Raw genomic sequence first — 15,832 nt, 5'->3', positions numbered from 1 at the left:
GACGACGGGAGAGAACGTGAGGGTGCAGCGCAAGCACGTGTTGGCGGCGACCGTGGCGGTGGCCGCGAGCGTGGTCGTCTCGGTGGGCACCGGAATGGGTTTCGCGGAGACCGCGCCGGCCGCACGGTCGGTCTGCGCCGGGTCGGTGACCTTCTCGGCCGAGGGTGGGGCGCCGGCGGCGACCAGCGACCGGTTCCCGGTGGGCACCCGGCTGCGGGTCACCAACCTGGACAACAACAAGGTGGCGACGGTGACCGTGACCGGGCCGTCGGGCAGTTGCGTGCTGCTCAACGCCGCCGCCATGGACCTGGTCCGGGAACCGGGCAAGAACGTCGTCCGGCGCAACGTGGTGGAGCGTCTCGACGGCGGGCCGCGCCGGCGCCGGGCGGCGGCGCGCAGCCGGGCGAGACCCGGCCGGGCAACGCCCAGCCGATCGGCGGCAGCGTCTGCACCGGGTCGATCACGTTCTCCGCCGAGGGCGGGGCGCCGGCGGCGACCAGCGGTCAGTTCCCGGTCGGCACCCGGCTTCGGGTGACCAACCTGGACAACGGCAAGGTGGTGACCGTGGCGGTGACCGGGCCGTCGGGCAGTTGCGTGCTGCTCAACGCCGCCGCCATGGACGCGATCCGCGAGCCGGGCAAGAACCTGGTCCGCCGCAACACGGTCCAACTGCTGCGCTGACGACGCCGTGGCGCACCACATTCGGACCCGGGGGTCCCGTGGTGCGCCACGATCAGCGCCGACCGGTCAGCCGAACGCGGCGTCGAGGATGTCGAGACCCCGGGCCAACTCGTCGTCGGAGATGACCAGCGGCGGCAGGAAGCGCAGCACGTTGCCGTAGGTGCCGCAGGTCAACGTGAGCAGCCCGGCCGCGTGGCAGGCCGCCGACACCGCCGCCGTGGCGGCCGGGTCCGGCGTCAGCGTGCCCGGCACGACGATCTCCACGGCCAGCATCGCGCCCCGGCCGCGTACCTCGGCGACGCGCGGATCCCGGTCGGCGATCGCGCGCAGCCGCGCGCCCATCACCGCGCCGATCCGGCGGGCGGCGGCGGCCAGGTCCAGTTCCCGCATCGTCTCCATCGCCGCCAGCGCGGCGGCGCAGGCGATCGGGTTGCCGCCGTAGGTGCCGCCGAGGCCGCCGACGTGCACCGCGTCCATCAGCTCGGCCCGCCCGGTCACCGCCGCCAGCGGCAGGCCGCCGGCGATGCCCTTGGCCAGCGTGACCAGGTCCGGCTCGACGCCCTCGTGCGCGCAGGCGAACCAGTCGCCGGTGCGGCAGAAGCCGGTCTGGATCTCGTCGGCGACGAACACCACCCCGGCCGCCGTCGCCCACTCGCGCAGCGCCGGCAGGAAACCCTCGGCGGGTACGACGAAACCGCCCTCGCCCTGGATCGGCTCGATCAGCAGCGCGGCCACGTTCTCCGCGCCCACCTGCTTCTCGATCATCTCGATCGACCGGGCCGCCGCGGTCGCCCCGTCCAGCCCGCCGTCGCGCAGCGGATACGACATCGGCACCCGGTAGACCTCACCGGCGAACGGCCCGAACCGGTGCTTGTACGGCATGTTCTTCGCGGTCAACGCCATGGTCAGGTTGGTCCGGCCATGGTACGCGTGGTCGAACACCACCACCGCCGGCCGCCCGGTCGCGTGCCGGGCGATCTTCACCGCGTTCTCCACCGCCTCGGCGCCGGAGTTGAACAACGCCGAGCGCTTCTCGAAGCCGCCCGGGGTCAGCGCGTTCAGCTGCTCGCACACCGCCACGTACGACTCGTAGGGCGCGACCATGAAGCAGGTGTGGGTGAACCGCTCCACCTGGTCCCGGACCGCCTCGACCACCCTCGGGGCGGAGTTGCCCACGTTGGTGACCGCGATGCCGGCGGCGAAGTCGATCCACTCCCGGCCGTCCACGTCGGTGATCGTGCCGCCGCCCGCCCGGTCCACGTACGCGGGGATCGTGCTGCCCACGCCCCGCGCCACGGCCTCGACCCGGCGCTTGTGCAACTCCTCGCTGGTGGCCATCGGGGTCAGCCCTCGATGTGGTGCATGACGTGCTTGACCCGGGTGTAGTCCTCCAGGCTGTAGACCGACAGGTCCTTGCCGTGGCCGGAGTGCTTGAAGCCGCCGTGCGGCATCTCCGAGACGAACGGGATGTGCGTGTTGACCCAGACGCAGCCGAAGTCCAGCCGCCGGGTCATCCGCATGGCCCGGCCGTGGTCGCGCGTCCACACCGAGGCGGACAGGCCGTACTCCACGCCGTTGGCCCAGCGCACCGCCTCGTCCTCGTCGGAGAACCGCTGCACGGTGATCACCGGCCCGAACACCTCGTCCTGGATGATCTCGTCGGCCTGCCGGACGCCGGAGACCACCGTCGGAGCGTAGAAGAAGCCGCGCTCACCGACCCGGGACCCGCCGGTGGTGACGTTCGCGTGGTCCGGCAGGCGGTCCACGAAGCCGCTCACCCGGGCGAGCTGGTTGGCGTTGTTCAACGGGCCGTAGAGCACGTCGGCGTCGTCCGGCGCGCCGGTGCGGGTGTTGCGGGCCTGCTCGGTCAGCGCCGCCACGAAGTCCTCGTGGATGCCCGGCCCGGTGAGCACCCGGGTCGCCGCGGTGCAGTCCTGGCCGGCGTTGAAGTAGCCGCCCACCGCGATCGCCTCGGCCGCCGCCGCCACGTCCGCGTCGTCGAAGATCACCACCGGGGCCTTGCCACCCAGCTCCAGGTGGGTCCGCTTCAGGTCCGGCGCCGCCGCGGCGGCGACCTCCATGCCCGCGCGGGTCGAGCCGGTGATCGACACCAGCTGCGGGGTCGGGTGGGAGACCAGCGTACGGCCGGTGTCGCGGTCACCGCAGACCACGTTGAACACGCCCGGGGGCAGGTGCTCGGCGGCGATCTCGGCCAGCAGCAACGTCGACACCGGCGTGGTGTCCGACGGCTTCAGCACCACCGCGTTGCCCGCCGCCAGCGCCGGGGCGATCTTCCAGACCGCCATCATCAGCGGGTAGTTCCAGGGTGTGACCTGGGCGCAGACGCCGATCGGCTCGCGCCGCACGTACGAGGTGTGCCCGGCCAGGTACTCGCCGGCCGAACGCCCCTCCAGCAGGCGGGCCGCCCCGGCGAAGAAGCGCAGCTCGTCCACGGCCGGCGGCAGCTCCTCGTCGGCGGTGAGCTGCCGGGGCTTGCCGGTGTTGCGGACCTCGGCGTCGACCAGCTCGGCGGCCCGGGACTCCACCGCGTCGGCGAACCTCAGCAACGCCCGCTGCCGCTCGGCGGGGGTCGCGTCCCGCCAGCCCTCGAACGCGGCGGAGGCGGCCTTCATCGCCGCGTCCACGTCCGCCGCCCCGGACACCGGCGCCTGGGCGAAGACCTCGCCGGTGCACGGGTCGATCAGGTCGGCGTAGCCGCCGTCCACCGGGTCGACGTACTCGCCGTTGACGAAGTTGCGCAGCTGCTGCTGGTCGCTCATCAGAAGTCTCCGAGAGGGGTGGCCGGGAGGAGGGTCAGCGGAGGTTATCGCAATCTGACTGCCATCTTGGCTACTGAATCCGAGGCAGACAAGGGTTTGAGCAACTGTTTCCGCGCGGGCGTCCGTGGTCTACGCTGCCGAGCGTGGAGCCGAGAGCCTTCTATGTCGCCGGCCGCCCCGCCCACGGCGAGCAGGAGTTGACCGTCACCCACCCGTACGACGGGCAGCCGGTGGGCCGTACCACGCTCGCCACGGCCAACCAGGTCGAGGCCGCCGTCGCGGGCGCCGCCCGGGTCGCCGCGCAGGCCGCGGCCCTGCCCGCGCACGCCCGCGCCGCCGCCCTGGACCACGTGTCCCGCCGGCTCGCCGAACGGGCCGACGAGATCGCCGCGCTGATCACCGCCGAGAACGGCAAGCCGGTCAAGTGGGCGAAGGCGGAGGTGGGGCGCGCGATCTCCACGTTCCGCTGGGCCGCCGAGGAGGCCCGACGCTTCTCCGGCGAGCTGCAACGCCTCGACACCGACCCCGCCGCCACCGGGCGGATCGCCCTGATCCGGCGCGCGCCGCGCGGACCGGTGCTCGGCATCACCCCGTTCAACTTCCCGCTCAATTTGGTCGCCCACAAGGTCGCCCCGGCGCTCGCCGTCGGCGCCCCGATCGTCGTCAAACCGGCCCCGGCCACCCCGCTCACCGCGTTGCTGCTCGGCGAGATCCTGGCCGAGACCGACCTGCCCGAGGGCATGTTCTCGGTGCTGCCGCTGCCCAACGAGCGCGCCGCCGACCTGGTCGCCGACCCCCGGCTGCCAGTGGTCTCGTTCACCGGCTCCGGGCCGGTCGGCGCCGCGATCCGCCGCGCCGCCCCGGACAAGCACGTCACCCTGGAACTGGGTGGCAACGCCGCCGCGGTCATCTGCGAGGACTGGTCGGCGGACGAGGACCTGACCTTCGCCGCCCACCGGATCGCCACGTTCTCCAACTACCAGGCCGGGCAGTCGTGCATCGCGGTGCAGCGCGTCTACGTGCACGAATGGCTCTACGACGGGTTCCTGCCCCGGCTCGTCGCCGCCGTCGAGGAGTTGCGCACCGGCGACCCCCGCGCCGAGGCGACCGACGTCGGCCCGCTGGTGTCCGTCGAGGCGGCGCAGCGCGTCGAGGCGTGGGTGGACGAGGCGGTCACAGCCGGGGCCACCATCGAGGTGGGCGGCCGGCGCGACGGTGCCACCTATCCGCCGACCGTGCTCAGCGGCGTGCCCGCCGACGCGAAGGTCTGCGCCGAGGAGGTGTTCGGGCCGGTGCTGGTGGTCACCCCGGTCGCTGACGACCGGGCCGCGTTCGCCGCGGTCAACGACTCCGTGTACGGGCTGCAGGCCGGCGTGTTCACCCACCGGATGGACGTGGCGTTCACCGCCGCCCGGACGCTGGAGGTCGGCGGCGTGATCGTCGGAGACGTGCCGTCCTACCGGGCCGACCAGATGCCGTACGGGGGCGTGAAGGGCTCCGGGGTCGGGCGGGAGGGGCTGCGCAGCGCCATGGAGGACTACACCGAGCAGCGCGTCACGGTGCTCACCGGGGTCGAGTTGTAGGACCGGTCACCAGGTGCCGTCGTCGCGCACCCGGGGGGCGGCGCGGCCGAGCAGCAGGGTGGTGAGAGCGGCGTCGACGTCCGCGCCGAGGAACCACTCGCCGGCCTGGTCCAGGGCGAAGACCCGGCCGTGCTCGTCGACGGCGAGGATGCTCTCCTGGCGTTCGCTGCCGAGGGGGAAGAGGCGGGCGCCGAGGACCGCGCCGAAGTCGGCGAGGGTGTCGGCGGTGTGGGCGGCACGCAGCGGATTTGTCGTGAACCGGCCGATCCACGCCTCTTCGCCGGGCCCCCGCCGTCGGCTGAGGACGGCCGGGAACGCGGTGAGCGCCTCCTGGGCGGCCCGGAAGGCCTCGTGGCGGTGGCGCTGACCCGCGACTTCCGCGGTCTCCGCGATCGCACCCATGGCGAGGGCCTCGTTGAACATGCTGATCTGCCACCCGCCGTCGAGGAGGGCATCCGCCACCTCGTCCGGGAACCGCCCCGGGGCGATGTGCTCCTGCGGCTCCGGGCGCCACTCCTCGACGAACGCGAGGTCGGACCAGGGTAGGACCGCGAATCGCACCAGAAACCGGACGCAGGAGTCGCAGGGCAGATCGGCGCGACCACCAGTGGGGTCACCCGGCTCGCGGCTGCGGTAGAACTCGATCCGGCCGGTGCCGAGAAGCTCGCGGGCCTCCTCGATGGTCAGAGGCGGAAGCCCGTCGGCGGCGCGGCGGTGGTCGTGGTCGTGCAGCGCGTCGGAGACGACGATCATCTCGGCGTGCCGCTCCCCGCCGCGCACCAGGTGGCCCGGGGGCAGCTCGTCCAGGTAGGCCCGCACGAGCGGATGGTGCCGCAGCTCGACGTCGCCCTTCGCGCCCTGCGCGACGTGCAGCCGGCCGTCCAGCGTGAGGTGCGCCGCCGCCCCCGGTGTGGGCAGCCGGACCAGTTCGCGGAGCAGTTGCGCGGCCGGGTCGACGGTGCGGGGAGCGCGGGGCTCGGCCGGCCGGCGTTGCCGGTACATCTGCTCGACCGCGACCGCCGGGATCCGGGGCCAGGTGGACACCTCGCCGGTCTCCTTGTCGATGACCGTGGTCGGCAGGTCGCCGGGCAGGGCCCGGGCGTCGGTGGACACGGTGGAGAGCACGACGTAACCCAGGTCGAACTCCTCGACCACCGGAGTGCAGGGGAAACCCAGGCGGTCGGAGTCACGCCGGGCCCACACGGAGGCGATCTGCTCGGCCTGCTGTCGCTCGATCACCACCTGAAATTACCGGACCCCACGGATTTCGTGGCACCCGGTATGGTCGGCCCTACCCACGGTGACGGAAGGGATTCGGCGGTGACTGAGAGTGCGGACCGGGATGCGAACCGTGCGCTGCGCACGCGCTTCGACGAGGTGTACGGCCAATACCAGCGACTCCGGTCCGGTCTGGAGGAACTTCAGTCCAAACTGGCCGAGTTGCGGGTGACCGAACGCTCCGACGACGGTCAGGTCACCGCGGTGGTGGGGGCGCGAGGCGAACTGATCAGCGTCGAGGTGAGCCCCGCGGTGTTCCACGACCGGGACGCCCGGGCCCTGAGCCGCAAGATCACTGAAACGGTGCTGCGGGCGTCCACGTCCGCGACCAGCGCCACCCGCGAGCTGGTCGCCGGCTACCTGCCGCCCGGTTCGCCGTCGGTCGAGTTCCTCCACACCCACGACTTCGGTGCGCTGCTCGGCCGGGCCGACACCGTGCTGTCGCGTGGGGACTGACCGGTGGCCGGGGGAGAGATCTGGCTGGACCCGGACCGGGCCCGTCGCGGTGGCGCCGACCTGAGCCTCGCCGGCAAGGCCGTGGCCGGGGCCCGCCGGGAGACCGGCGACCCGATCGCCGCGGCGAGTGGGCAACGGCCGTGGGGGCGGGACGACATCGGCGCCGCCTTCGACAAGCACTACCAGCGCTACGCCGAGACGCTGCTGCGTGCCTGGGAGCTTCTCGGCCGGTCACTCGAAGGGATCGGGTCGGACGTGGTGCGCTCGGTCGCCGCCACCGTGGAGACAGACCTGAGCAATGCCCGTGACCTCGGCAAGATTCCGCACCAGAGGCACGACCCGCACCTGCCCTGGCGCTGACCACCGGAGGATCCGCGCGTGAGCATGCTGCCCAGCCCGATCCCGCACCCGCTCGACTACTGCCCCTGGGACGTGCCCGGCTGGATCTACGAGGCGCTCGACTGGGTGGTCGGCGTCGAATGGCCGGAAGGCGACGAGCGCGCCGTCTGGGACCTGGCCGACCAGTGGTACGGCGTGGCCGGCGTCCTCGCCGGGCCGCGTGACGACGCCACCACCGCCGCCGGCGAGGTGAGAAGCGGTTACGGCGGCGTCGGCCTGGTGGCGCAGGCGTTCGACACGGCCTGGCACAAGGTGGCCGGGGGCGAGGACGCCCCGCTGCACGTCCTGGTGTCGGCCACCGACGAGCTGGGTCGGCTGGTCGACTCCTGCGGCTGCGACATCGAGGGCGCGAAGCTGGAAGCCTGGATCGAGCTGGGCATCCTGGTCGTGGAGCTGCTGTCCCTGGCGGTCGTCACCGTCCTCACCGCGGGCGCCGCGTCACCGGCGGCCGGTGCCGCGATCACGGCCACCCGGATGGCCGTGCAGCAGATCTTCAGGCGACTGGTGGCCGATCTGGCCCGCAAGGCGGTCCGGGAGGGCCTGAAGGAGGCGGGTGAACGGGCCGCCAAGGAGGTCGCGAAGAGCGGCGCCAAGGGCCTCGCGCGGCGGGCGGTGCTCGGCGGTCTCGTGGAGGCGGGGCAGGAGGCGAGCACCAGCCTCGCGACCCAGGCGTACCAGAACTCCACCGGCCGCCGCGACGGCCTGGACCTCGCCGACGTGGGCACGTCGGGGCTCGGCGGCTTCGCCGGCGGCGCCGCCGCGCCCCTGGCCGGTCTGGGGCGGCACGCCGGCGGTCGGTTCGCCGAGATCGGGGAGCGCTTCGGGCGGGAGATGGCCGGGGAGAGCCTCGCGGAGACCGCCGCAGGCCTTGCCACCGGCCACGGGCCGTCCTTGGAGGACCTGGCACGCGCCGCCGCCTCCGGGGCGACCGGCTCGGCCACCGGGCAGGCCGACACTGCGCTGCACCACCGGCTCGACGCGAAGCTGGGCGGACTCACGGCGCCACCCGTGGGCTTCGACGTGCCACCGCCACCCGACCCGGTGGGGCTGGTGCCGAGCCAGCGGACACCCGAACCGTCCCCGTCGGGTTGGGGTGCCGATCAGGCGGTCAGCCACCAACGGACGAACCCGCAGGCGGTGACGCCGCCCATGGCCGACGCCCCGCCGTCCCGGGCTCTGACCGTCGCGGACGCCGAGGCGGTCGTGTCGGCCGAACCGGCGGGCCCGGCACCGGACGTGACCGCCCGGCCGCCGTCTCATCCGGCCGACCACCCGTCACCAGGCGTCCTGACCAGCGACTCGGCGCACCCGGCCGTCGCGACGAGTCCGATGCTCTCCTCGGTCGCGGTGGAGGTACCCGCCGCCGGCACGCCGGTCACCGCTCCGACCGAGCTGCGAACCGGCCCGCCTCCAGCGGCGGTCGACGTGAGTGGTCCGTCCACCGCTGCGCCGGTGCACGCGGCGGCGGCGCCGACGACGCTGTCCTCACTGCCGCCGGCGGCGGCGGACCCCGCGCACCCGGCCGCACCGTCGGCGCTGGACCGTCCGGCCCCGGGAGTTGGCGGCGGACACCCCGGTTCGTTGCCGGCCCCACCGGTTCACCCGCAGGTCGGGCCGCACCCGGCCACGCCCGGTGCCGGGCCGGACCCCCGGCCGGTGCCGAATCCCCGCTTCCCGTTGCTCGAGTCGTTGGCGCCACCGCGTCCCACCGCCGATTCCCCGATGCCGGGCCCGGGTCCGTTCGACGCACACCCCCGCATCGGGAGACTTCCCAGCAGCGGGCCGCGCGCCTGGCGGCCGACCGCGAGGGCCTGGACCGGCGGCGTTACCAGGGCTACCTGCAATCGCAGCGGACCCTGCACGAGGAGAACAGGCGCCACGCGCAAATCAAGGAGTTGCGGGACCTAGCCGAGCAGCACTATGAGGCGGCGCGCTGGCTCCTGGCCCGTGGACACGAGCTTCGCCTGGCTGGTCAGCATCACCTTGCCGATCAGCATGTGCGGGAGGGCCGCCTGCGGGAACGCCTGCACTACCGGGCGGTCGACGAGGCCGAGGCGGTGCGCGCCGGCCAACGCCTGCCGGAGCGGGTGATGGTCGAGGACGACCTCGACTTCTACCGGATCAACGACGACGTGGCCGACCTGGCCCTCGGTGCGGTGGAGACGCCCGACCACTCCGCGCTCACCGGCAACCGCCATCCTCCTTCGGTCGACCAGTCCCGTCCCTACGGCATTCGTGGTGGCCTCCGGCCCCCGCTCGCCCTGCACCAGACCGATCTCGAACGGCAGATGCCGCGCAACCCGGACGGCAGCGTGGTGCGCACCGCCGACCCCCGACGTGGGGGATGGTTCCGGTTGGCGAACGACGGCGGGCCGAGCGCGGACGCCACGCGCGGGATCAACTGCCTCGACTGCACGCTCTCGTTCTACGACACCTGGGTGCACGGCCGGCCGCGGGTCGCCGCTCCGCGTACGTTCGACGGCTACCTGGCGGGAGACGTCCGCCGCCCGGTGGGCGGCGAGGTGGACGGCCCGTTACGGGTCGAGGAGACGACCGGGGGACGCTTCCAGAACCTGACCCCACCCGGTCGGCCAGGCGTCACCGGGGCGGCCCGGCGGACGCTGGTCGAAGGCGGCTACCGGGACCTGCACGCGCAGTTGGCGGCGGGGGGCCACGGCAGCTACGCGGTCCTCATCACCAGCTTCGAGGGTGGCGGCTCGCACGCCTGGGTGGCGCTGAACCAGAACGGCACGGTCCTCTACCTGGACCCGCAGACGGGCGCGGTGGCCGACCAACCGCTCTACCGGCACGGCGGTACGCCGTTCGCCGGCAACGTGGTCGGCGTCGACGCGCTGGTGCTCGGCCCGGACGGCCGTCCGATGCCGCTCGCCGGCCGGCCGCCCGGCACCTTCAACGTCCTGCCCGAGCCCTCGCCCCGGCCGGCGCCGCCACGCCCGCCGGACCCACCGCCGTCCGACGGCGGAAACCCGCCGGACTTCAACCGGGTCCACCTGCTCGGCGAGTCCACCACCTTCCACCGACCGACCGACACCTCGCCGCCCGGCAGCGCGCCACCGATCGAGCCGGATCCGGCTGACATCCGTCGGGCACACCGGGAGGCACACGCGGCCCGCTTCGCCGCCGGGATCTACGTCCGGGACGCGCTGGCGACGAGCGGCAGCCTGGACGACGCGTTCGCGGTCGGGGTGACGCCGTTGGAGTTGGCCCAGCACGCCGACGGGCCGACGCTACGACGGCTGGTGCCGGGGTTGGAGGAGAGCGCGGCCGCCGACCTGAAGCGGCTGTTCGCGGACCCGCGCGTGCAGCGGATGCTCGACCAGAGTTGGGAGGCGCCGCCGCGGCGGGAGGAGTTGCTGGCCGAGACGCTGGTGCGGCAGCTCGCGGAGCGGCCCGACCTGGTCCGGATGATCCTGGCGACACCAGAACTCGCGAACTCCCTGACCGCCCGCCCGGTGACCCTGCATCACCTGGCAAGCCACCAGCAGGCCATCGACGTGCTCGGCGAGGTCTTGCAGGAGATCGACGTGCGGGGCGCCGAAGCGGTCATCGCGCATGAACCGCTGACGCCTCTGCCGACGCCGGTGACCGCAGCGCAACGGCAGCTCTCCAAGTCGATCGCAGCTCGTGGGCAGTCGAGGTTGCAGCTCGGCTTTGATCAAGCGCGACGTCATGACGAGGCGTATCGGAGCGCCTATGTTGACCAGCTCTATCAGGATGCAGCGGTCGCCCAGCGGGAACTCAATGCGCTCGCGGTGGGGCTGGCGGATGACCAAGGGCGGCCAGCTTGGAGGAACCAACCCAAGAGCAGAGAGCGTGTGTTTGACAAGTTGGTCGAGTACGAATACGACGCAGCACAGCTCAAGGATCTTGCCGGGGCAAAGGTTCAGTTCGACACGCTCGATGGTGTCTACCGGGCCCTCGGGCGTCTGACTGGGGACCCACGAGTGGTGATTCTGCACATCAAGGATCGGTTTCTTGAGCCGCAGGTCAGCGGTTATCGAGACATACTGTTGAACCTGCGGATGTCGAACGGCCACACAGCGGAGATCCGCCTGCACCTCACCGCGCTGGACGAGGTGGCGGAGTGGGAGCATGCGCTGTACGAGGTGAGGCGCGATCTGGAGGCCGTCTCCGAAAGTCAAGGCAGGTCCATGACGCGCACGGAGCTAGCGATTCGGGACGGCCTGCTTCGACGGGTACAAGACGCCTATTGGCTCAGGGTGCAGGAGAGTGCGGGGAAGGTGCCACCGCGATGAGGCCGTTGAGCGGCTTGCAGTTGCCGAAGTTCTTCAATTACTACGAGTCACCAGTGAAGCTCGTGCCCACCGCCGAGGGTGGTGTCGCCAGTTGGCGGCTGAGCAAGGACACGGGAGGGTGGCGCGAAGCGAACGACCTCATCGACAAGTTGCTCTTCTTGGGTGGCGACGAGGTCTATGAGATCTCGCGTGACGAGTTCGTACAGCTCACCGAGCAGGAGCGCGGTCGCTATCTCCATGGCGAAACTCCGATCTTCGCGCTCTACCGGACGGCCCTCGCGCTGGAGGACACGATCCAGGAGGAACGCCGCTATCCGACGACGCAGGAGCAGGCGCTGATCAAGGGAATCCGGCGTCGGACCTTCGTGATGTTCGAGGAGCAGCTTCAACAGGCCGGCGACCCCGCCGCCGACCCGACCATCGCCTCGACAGCTCCTGAGACGTGACGGATCACCTCCGCTCCGACGGTTCCCGCGAAGGGGAGCGGAGCCTGCTCGTCACCCACCTGGAGCACCAGCGCCGCACCCTGGAACTCGCCTGCGCCGGGCTCGCCCCGGAACAGCTCGCCCGCCGCTCGGTGCCACCGTCGACGATGTCGCTGCCCGGTCTGGTCCGGCACCTCGCCGAGCTGGAGCGGCACTGGTTCCGCCGCACGCTGGCCGGCAAGGACGTGGCGCGGATCTGGCCCACGGGCGACCCGGACGAGCCCTTCACCGGCGCCGTCGCCGAGTCGGCCGTGGTCGAGGAGGCCTGGGCGGCGTGGCGGGCCGAGGTCGCGTTCGCCGAGCGGTACGTGGCCGCCGCGCCGAACCTGGAGGTGAGGGGTCACCGGGGGGGACCGGATCGTGACGTTGCGGGAGGTGTTGGTGCACGCGATCGGGGAGTACGCCCGGCACAACGGGCACGCCGACCTGCTCCGCGAGCGGATCGACGGACGTCCGGGCCGGGCTCGGACGTCGCGGCGGACCGAGCCCGGTGCGCAGCGGTCGTGACGGTGCCCTACCGGCCTCCGGCCGACGAGGCGGAGGCGCGCCGCGTACAGGAGGAGTTGCGGTCCCGGGTGGACCTGGTCGGGCCCGGCCCGGCCGCGCCCGCGACGGTCGCCGGCCTGGACGTCGCGTACGCGACCAGCGGCGACCGGCTCGCGGCGGCCGTCACGGTCCTGGACGCGACCAGCCTCGTCGTGGTGGACGAGGCGGTGGCCGTGGGACGGCCGGCGTTCCCGTACGTGCCGGGGTTGTTCGCCTTCCGCGAGATGCCGGCGTTGCTGGCGGCGCTGGACCGGCTCACCGTCCGCCCCGAACTGCTGGTCTGCGACGGACACGGGGTGGCGCACCCGCGCCGGTTCGGGTTGGCCTGCCATCTGGGTCTGGTGACCGGGTTGCCGGCGATCGGGGTCGGGAAGACCTCGCTGGTCGGCACCTGGACCGGGCCGGGGCCGCGGCGGGGGAGTGGTCGCCGCTGCGCGACCGCGACGAGGTGGTCGGGCGGGTGCTGCGGACGCGGGACGGGACCAGGCCGGTCTTCGTCAGCGTCGGGCACCGGATGGGGTTGGAGAACGCGGTGGAGCGGGTACTGGCCCTGACGCCCCGGTACCGGCTTCCGGAGACGACCCGGACGGCGGACCAGCTCTGCCGCCGGGCGCTCGCGGCGGGTGGCGACCGGGGCTGACCGTGGCGGCGTGTCGCGGCACACATGTGGAGCGCTCGATGGGCGGGTGCCCGGGTGGCCGGGTAGTAACCTCACCGGCGGATCCCGTCCGGGACGGAAACGGTGAGGTGGAGATGTCGGTGAGGCGGCACGCGGCGCGCTGGGCCACGGTCGGCGCGTTGCTGGGTGGCCTGGTGGCCGCCGCGGCTTCCCCGGCCCTGGCGGAGGGTGACCGGGTGGGGCTGCGCTCGGCGGCCAGCTTCACCGCCGGTGGGTCGCCGGGCGTGGTGGCGATCGAGGTGCGGAAGCGGACCGAGGGCTGCGTCATGCTCCGTACCGCGCTCGGGTTGCGGGTCGAGGGCCTGCGCGCGGACCAGGTCCGGGTGGAGGTGGCGGTCGGTCGCCGGTGGACGCCGGTGCCGGTCTCCGGCGGCGGGGGCGCGGTGGCCACCGCCCAGGTGGCGGCGGTCGACCGGCCGCTGTGCAAGGGCAAGGGCGCCACGGTGCGTTACCGGGTGGCCTTCGCGGACGGCGCCGTCGGTGGGCGGCTGGAGCTGGCCGGCGAGGCGAGCGCGGCGAACGGCCAGGTGCTCGGCCGGGCCGGCCGGTCGGCCCGGCTGGTGGGCGCGCAGCCCACGCCGAGCGCGAGCCCTTCCCGCAAGCCCTCGCCGACCCCCAAGCCCAGCGCGGCAGTGACCACGCCGGCCGAGACGGCGAGCACGTCGCCGGTCGTCGCCGCCGTCGACCCCGCCGCGGCGGCCGACGACTCGTCCTTCGGAGGTTCCATGATCATGTGGTTCGGCATCGGGCTGGTGCTCGTCGGCGCCGCGCTGATCGTCCTGCTGGTGCGGCGCAGCCGCGCGGACCGGTCGGACGCCGTGCCGGCGGCCGACCATCCGCCGGTTCCACTGCCGCGCAGCAGCACCACCTACCGCTCCGGGACGCCGGGGCCCGCCCCGACGGTGTACGGCGGCGCGACGCCGCCCCGGCCGGCCGGCAACGTGTACGGGGCGCCGACGGCTGCCGCCCCCACCTCTCCGGCGGCCGGGGACGTGTCCCCCGCTCCCGCCCCGCCGGCCCCCGGGGGCGCGGACGCCACCAGCGTGTTGCCCCGCATGCCGGACTGAGCCGGAACCCGACGGGTCCCCGGGGTTACCGTGACGAAGAGTGATGGTGGCGTGACCCGGTCGCGGGGCCGGTCGTCGGGTGCCGAACGGGGCCCGGTGCCGGGGCCGGTTCGCCGATAAGATCGCGTGCGCCGGACGGCACCGCCGACCGGTGAGACCACATACGTGGAAGGAGCCGCGCCGTGGCCCTGGACCCGCAGTTGCTCGAGATCCTCGCCTGCCCGGACACGCACCACGCCCCGCTCGACTACGACGCGCAGGCGCAGACGCTCACCTGCACCGAGTGCGGCCGCGTCTTCGCGGTGCGCGACGACGTCCCGGTGCTGCTCCTGGACGAGGCGCGCGGCGGTCCCGCCGCCGACGACGCGCGTGGCGGGTCGTCGCGGTGATGGAGGGTACGGCCGGGGTCAGCGGGCACCGGCACGCGGACGAGGCCCTGCTGGACGATCCGGCGCTGCTGTCCGAGCGCGATCCGGGCGGGATGCTGCGGTTCACCGCCTCGGCGGGCGCCCAGGTGCGGGAGTCGGCGGCGCTGGCGGCCGAGGCGAACCTGTCCGTGCTCGCCGACGACGGCCGCCCCCGCGCGGTGGTCATCGCCGGCATCGGCACCGCCGGGCGCACCGGGGACGTGCTGGCGACCGTGGCCGGTCCGCGCTGCCCGGTGCCGGTCATTCCGCACCGCAGTGCCGGCGTGCCCGGCTGGGTGGGCGCGGCGGACGTGGTCATCGCGGTGAGCGCGTCCGGCCGCAGCCCCGAGGCGTTGGGCGCGGCCGAGGCGGCGCACCGGCGCGGGGCCCGGCTGGTCGCCGTCGGCGCGCCGGACTCGCAACTCCAGTCGGTGGCCGAGCGGGCCCGGGCGCCGTTCATCCCGGTGCCCCGGCGCGCCCCGGCCCGGGCCAGCCTCTGGGCGCTCACCGTGCCGGTCCTGCTCGCCGCCCGTACGCTCGGGCTCGTGAAGGTCAACGAGGCGGACCTGGCCGAGACGGCGGCCCGGCTGGACGCCGACGCCGACCGGTGCCGGCCGACCGCCGAGTCCTTCGTCAACCCGGCGAAGTCGCTGGCGCTGGGCCTGTCCGGGTCGATCCCGATCGTCTGGGGCTCGTCCCCGCTGGCCACCGTGGCCGCCCGCCGGTTCGGTGACACGCTGTCCGCCAACGCCCGCTATCCGGTGGTCACCGGCGCGCTGGGCGAGGCCGGCCGGGGTCGGGTGGGCCTGCTCGACGGTGTCTTCGGTGGGCTGGCCGAGGGCGAGCGGGACATCTTCGCCGACCCGGGCGACGACGACCCCGACGGCACCCGGCTGCGGTTGGTGCTGCTGCGCGACGGCGGGCTCAACGCCGACGACGACACCGACGAGCCGCTGGCGGTGGAGGAGCGCCGGGCGGACGCGGTGCAGACGCTCGCCGAGCGGCGCGGGGTGCGCTGCGACGTGGTCACCGCCGAGGGCGGCTCCGCCCTGGAGCGGCTCGCCTCGCTGGTCGCGGTTCCCGACTTCGCCTCGATCTACCTCGCCCTGGCACACGGGCTGGACCCGATGGCCGTACCGGCCGTCACGGAAATGAAGGAGCTGGCAAACCAGTGAGCACGTGCGGCATCGAGCG

Annotated in this window: 15 protein-coding genes and 2 pseudogenes; 14 read left to right on the top strand and 3 right to left on the bottom strand. The window is 73.6% G+C overall.

Annotation, left to right across the window (positions count from 1 at the left end):
- Positions 1 to 16 precede the first annotated feature (16 nt).
- Both CO540_RS14655 and CO540_RS31325 read left to right on the top strand, forming a co-directional pair.
- Positions 17 to 535 (top strand): hypothetical protein, encoded by a 519-nt coding sequence (locus CO540_RS14655; RefSeq protein ID WP_371682218.1) that lies wholly within the window; start codon positions 17 to 19, stop codon positions 533 to 535.
- Positions 532 to 681 carry a hypothetical protein gene (locus CO540_RS31325; protein ID WP_371682217.1) on the top strand — a complete coding sequence of 50 codons (150 nt, stop codon included), beginning with the start codon at positions 532 to 534 and terminating at the stop codon, positions 679 to 681. Before CO540_RS14655 ends, CO540_RS31325 begins: the two co-directional genes overlap by 4 nt.
- Before the next feature lie 66 nt (positions 682 to 747).
- Here CO540_RS31325 and gabT read toward each other — a convergent pair whose 3' ends face one another.
- Together gabT and CO540_RS14645 are read right to left on the bottom strand one after the other, a co-directional pair.
- Complete coding sequence (gene gabT, locus CO540_RS14650; protein WP_099162482.1) at positions 748 to 2,019, bottom strand: 4-aminobutyrate--2-oxoglutarate transaminase; 1,272 nt, start codon at positions 2,017 to 2,019, stop codon at positions 748 to 750.
- Between the two features lie 5 nt (positions 2,020 to 2,024).
- Positions 2,025 to 3,461, bottom strand: coding sequence for a gamma-aminobutyraldehyde dehydrogenase (locus tag CO540_RS14645; RefSeq protein ID WP_099162481.1), 1,437 nt, complete (start codon positions 3,459 to 3,461; stop codon positions 2,025 to 2,027).
- Between the two features lie 143 nt (positions 3,462 to 3,604).
- Here CO540_RS14645 and CO540_RS14640 point away from each other — a divergent pair, with 143 nt between their 5' ends.
- Positions 3,605 to 5,044: an aldehyde dehydrogenase family protein gene (locus CO540_RS14640; RefSeq protein ID WP_099162480.1), complete on the top strand. Its 1,440-nt coding sequence runs from the start codon at positions 3,605 to 3,607 to the stop codon at positions 5,042 to 5,044.
- Between the two features lie 6 nt (positions 5,045 to 5,050).
- On the opposite strand, the gene CO540_RS14635 is transcribed toward CO540_RS14640, so the two are convergent.
- The gene (locus tag CO540_RS14635) at positions 5,051 to 6,286 is read right to left on the bottom strand and encodes an SUKH-3 domain-containing protein (RefSeq protein WP_099162479.1); all 1,236 of its coding nucleotides are present in this window, start codon (positions 6,284 to 6,286) and stop codon (positions 5,051 to 5,053) included.
- 78 nt (positions 6,287 to 6,364) lie between these two features.
- On the opposite strand from CO540_RS14635, the gene CO540_RS14630 reads away from it, so the two are divergent.
- The 11 genes and pseudogenes from CO540_RS14630 to CO540_RS14590 all read left to right on the top strand — a co-directional run bounded on the left by CO540_RS14630 (position 6,365) and on the right by CO540_RS14590 (position 15,813).
- Positions 6,365 to 6,778, top strand: coding sequence for a YbaB/EbfC family nucleoid-associated protein (locus CO540_RS14630; RefSeq protein WP_099162478.1), 414 nt, complete (start codon positions 6,365 to 6,367; stop codon positions 6,776 to 6,778).
- A 3-nt stretch (positions 6,779 to 6,781) separates the two neighbouring features.
- Positions 6,782 to 7,138 carry a hypothetical protein gene (locus tag CO540_RS14625; RefSeq protein WP_099162477.1) on the top strand — a complete coding sequence of 119 codons (357 nt, stop codon included), beginning with the start codon at positions 6,782 to 6,784 and terminating at the stop codon, positions 7,136 to 7,138.
- A gap of 18 nt (positions 7,139 to 7,156) precedes the next feature.
- The gene (locus CO540_RS30935; protein ID WP_253865948.1) at positions 7,157 to 9,085 is read left to right on the top strand and encodes a hypothetical protein; all 1,929 of its coding nucleotides are present in this window, start codon (positions 7,157 to 7,159) and stop codon (positions 9,083 to 9,085) included.
- A complete protein-coding gene (locus CO540_RS30930) occupies positions 9,073 to 11,454 on the top strand; it encodes a toxin glutamine deamidase domain-containing protein (RefSeq protein WP_253866678.1) in 2,382 nt (793 codons plus the stop codon). The genes CO540_RS30935 and CO540_RS30930 overlap by 13 nt, the downstream gene beginning before the upstream one ends.
- Positions 11,451 to 11,900 (top strand): hypothetical protein, encoded by a 450-nt coding sequence (locus tag CO540_RS14615; RefSeq protein ID WP_099162476.1) that lies wholly within the window; start codon positions 11,451 to 11,453, stop codon positions 11,898 to 11,900. Before CO540_RS30930 ends, CO540_RS14615 begins: the two co-directional genes overlap by 4 nt.
- Positions 11,897 to 12,226, top strand: a pseudogene (locus CO540_RS14610) (DinB family protein); the annotation flags it as partial. The gene CO540_RS14615 and the pseudogene CO540_RS14610, both read left to right, overlap by 4 nt.
- Before the next feature lie 73 nt (positions 12,227 to 12,299).
- Positions 12,300 to 12,446 carry a DUF664 domain-containing protein gene (locus tag CO540_RS30575; RefSeq protein ID WP_371682300.1) on the top strand — a complete coding sequence of 49 codons (147 nt, stop codon included), beginning with the start codon at positions 12,300 to 12,302 and terminating at the stop codon, positions 12,444 to 12,446.
- 56 nt (positions 12,447 to 12,502) lie between these two features.
- Positions 12,503 to 13,125: pseudogene (gene nfi / locus CO540_RS14605) on the top strand (deoxyribonuclease V).
- Between the two features lie 113 nt (positions 13,126 to 13,238).
- Entirely contained in the window at positions 13,239 to 14,231 is a 993-nt protein-coding gene (locus tag CO540_RS14600) for a hypothetical protein (protein WP_099164768.1), read from the top strand.
- 182 nt (positions 14,232 to 14,413) lie between these two features.
- Entirely contained in the window at positions 14,414 to 14,620 is a 207-nt protein-coding gene (locus CO540_RS14595) for a Trm112 family protein (RefSeq protein WP_099162475.1), read from the top strand.
- On the top strand, positions 14,617 to 15,813 hold the full coding sequence (locus tag CO540_RS14590) for an SIS domain-containing protein (RefSeq protein WP_091581640.1): 1,197 nt from the start codon (positions 14,617 to 14,619) through the stop codon (positions 15,811 to 15,813). The genes CO540_RS14595 and CO540_RS14590 overlap by 4 nt, the downstream gene beginning before the upstream one ends.
- Positions 15,814 to 15,832: the final 19 nt, after the last annotated feature.

The organism is Micromonospora sp. WMMA2032 (genome assembly GCF_002688545.1).
Taxonomy (GTDB): domain Bacteria; phylum Actinomycetota; class Actinomycetes; order Mycobacteriales; family Micromonosporaceae; genus Micromonospora; species Micromonospora sediminicola.
The sequence above is the reverse complement of the archived record's forward strand: the minus strand, read 5'-3'. Positions and strand labels throughout refer to the sequence as shown.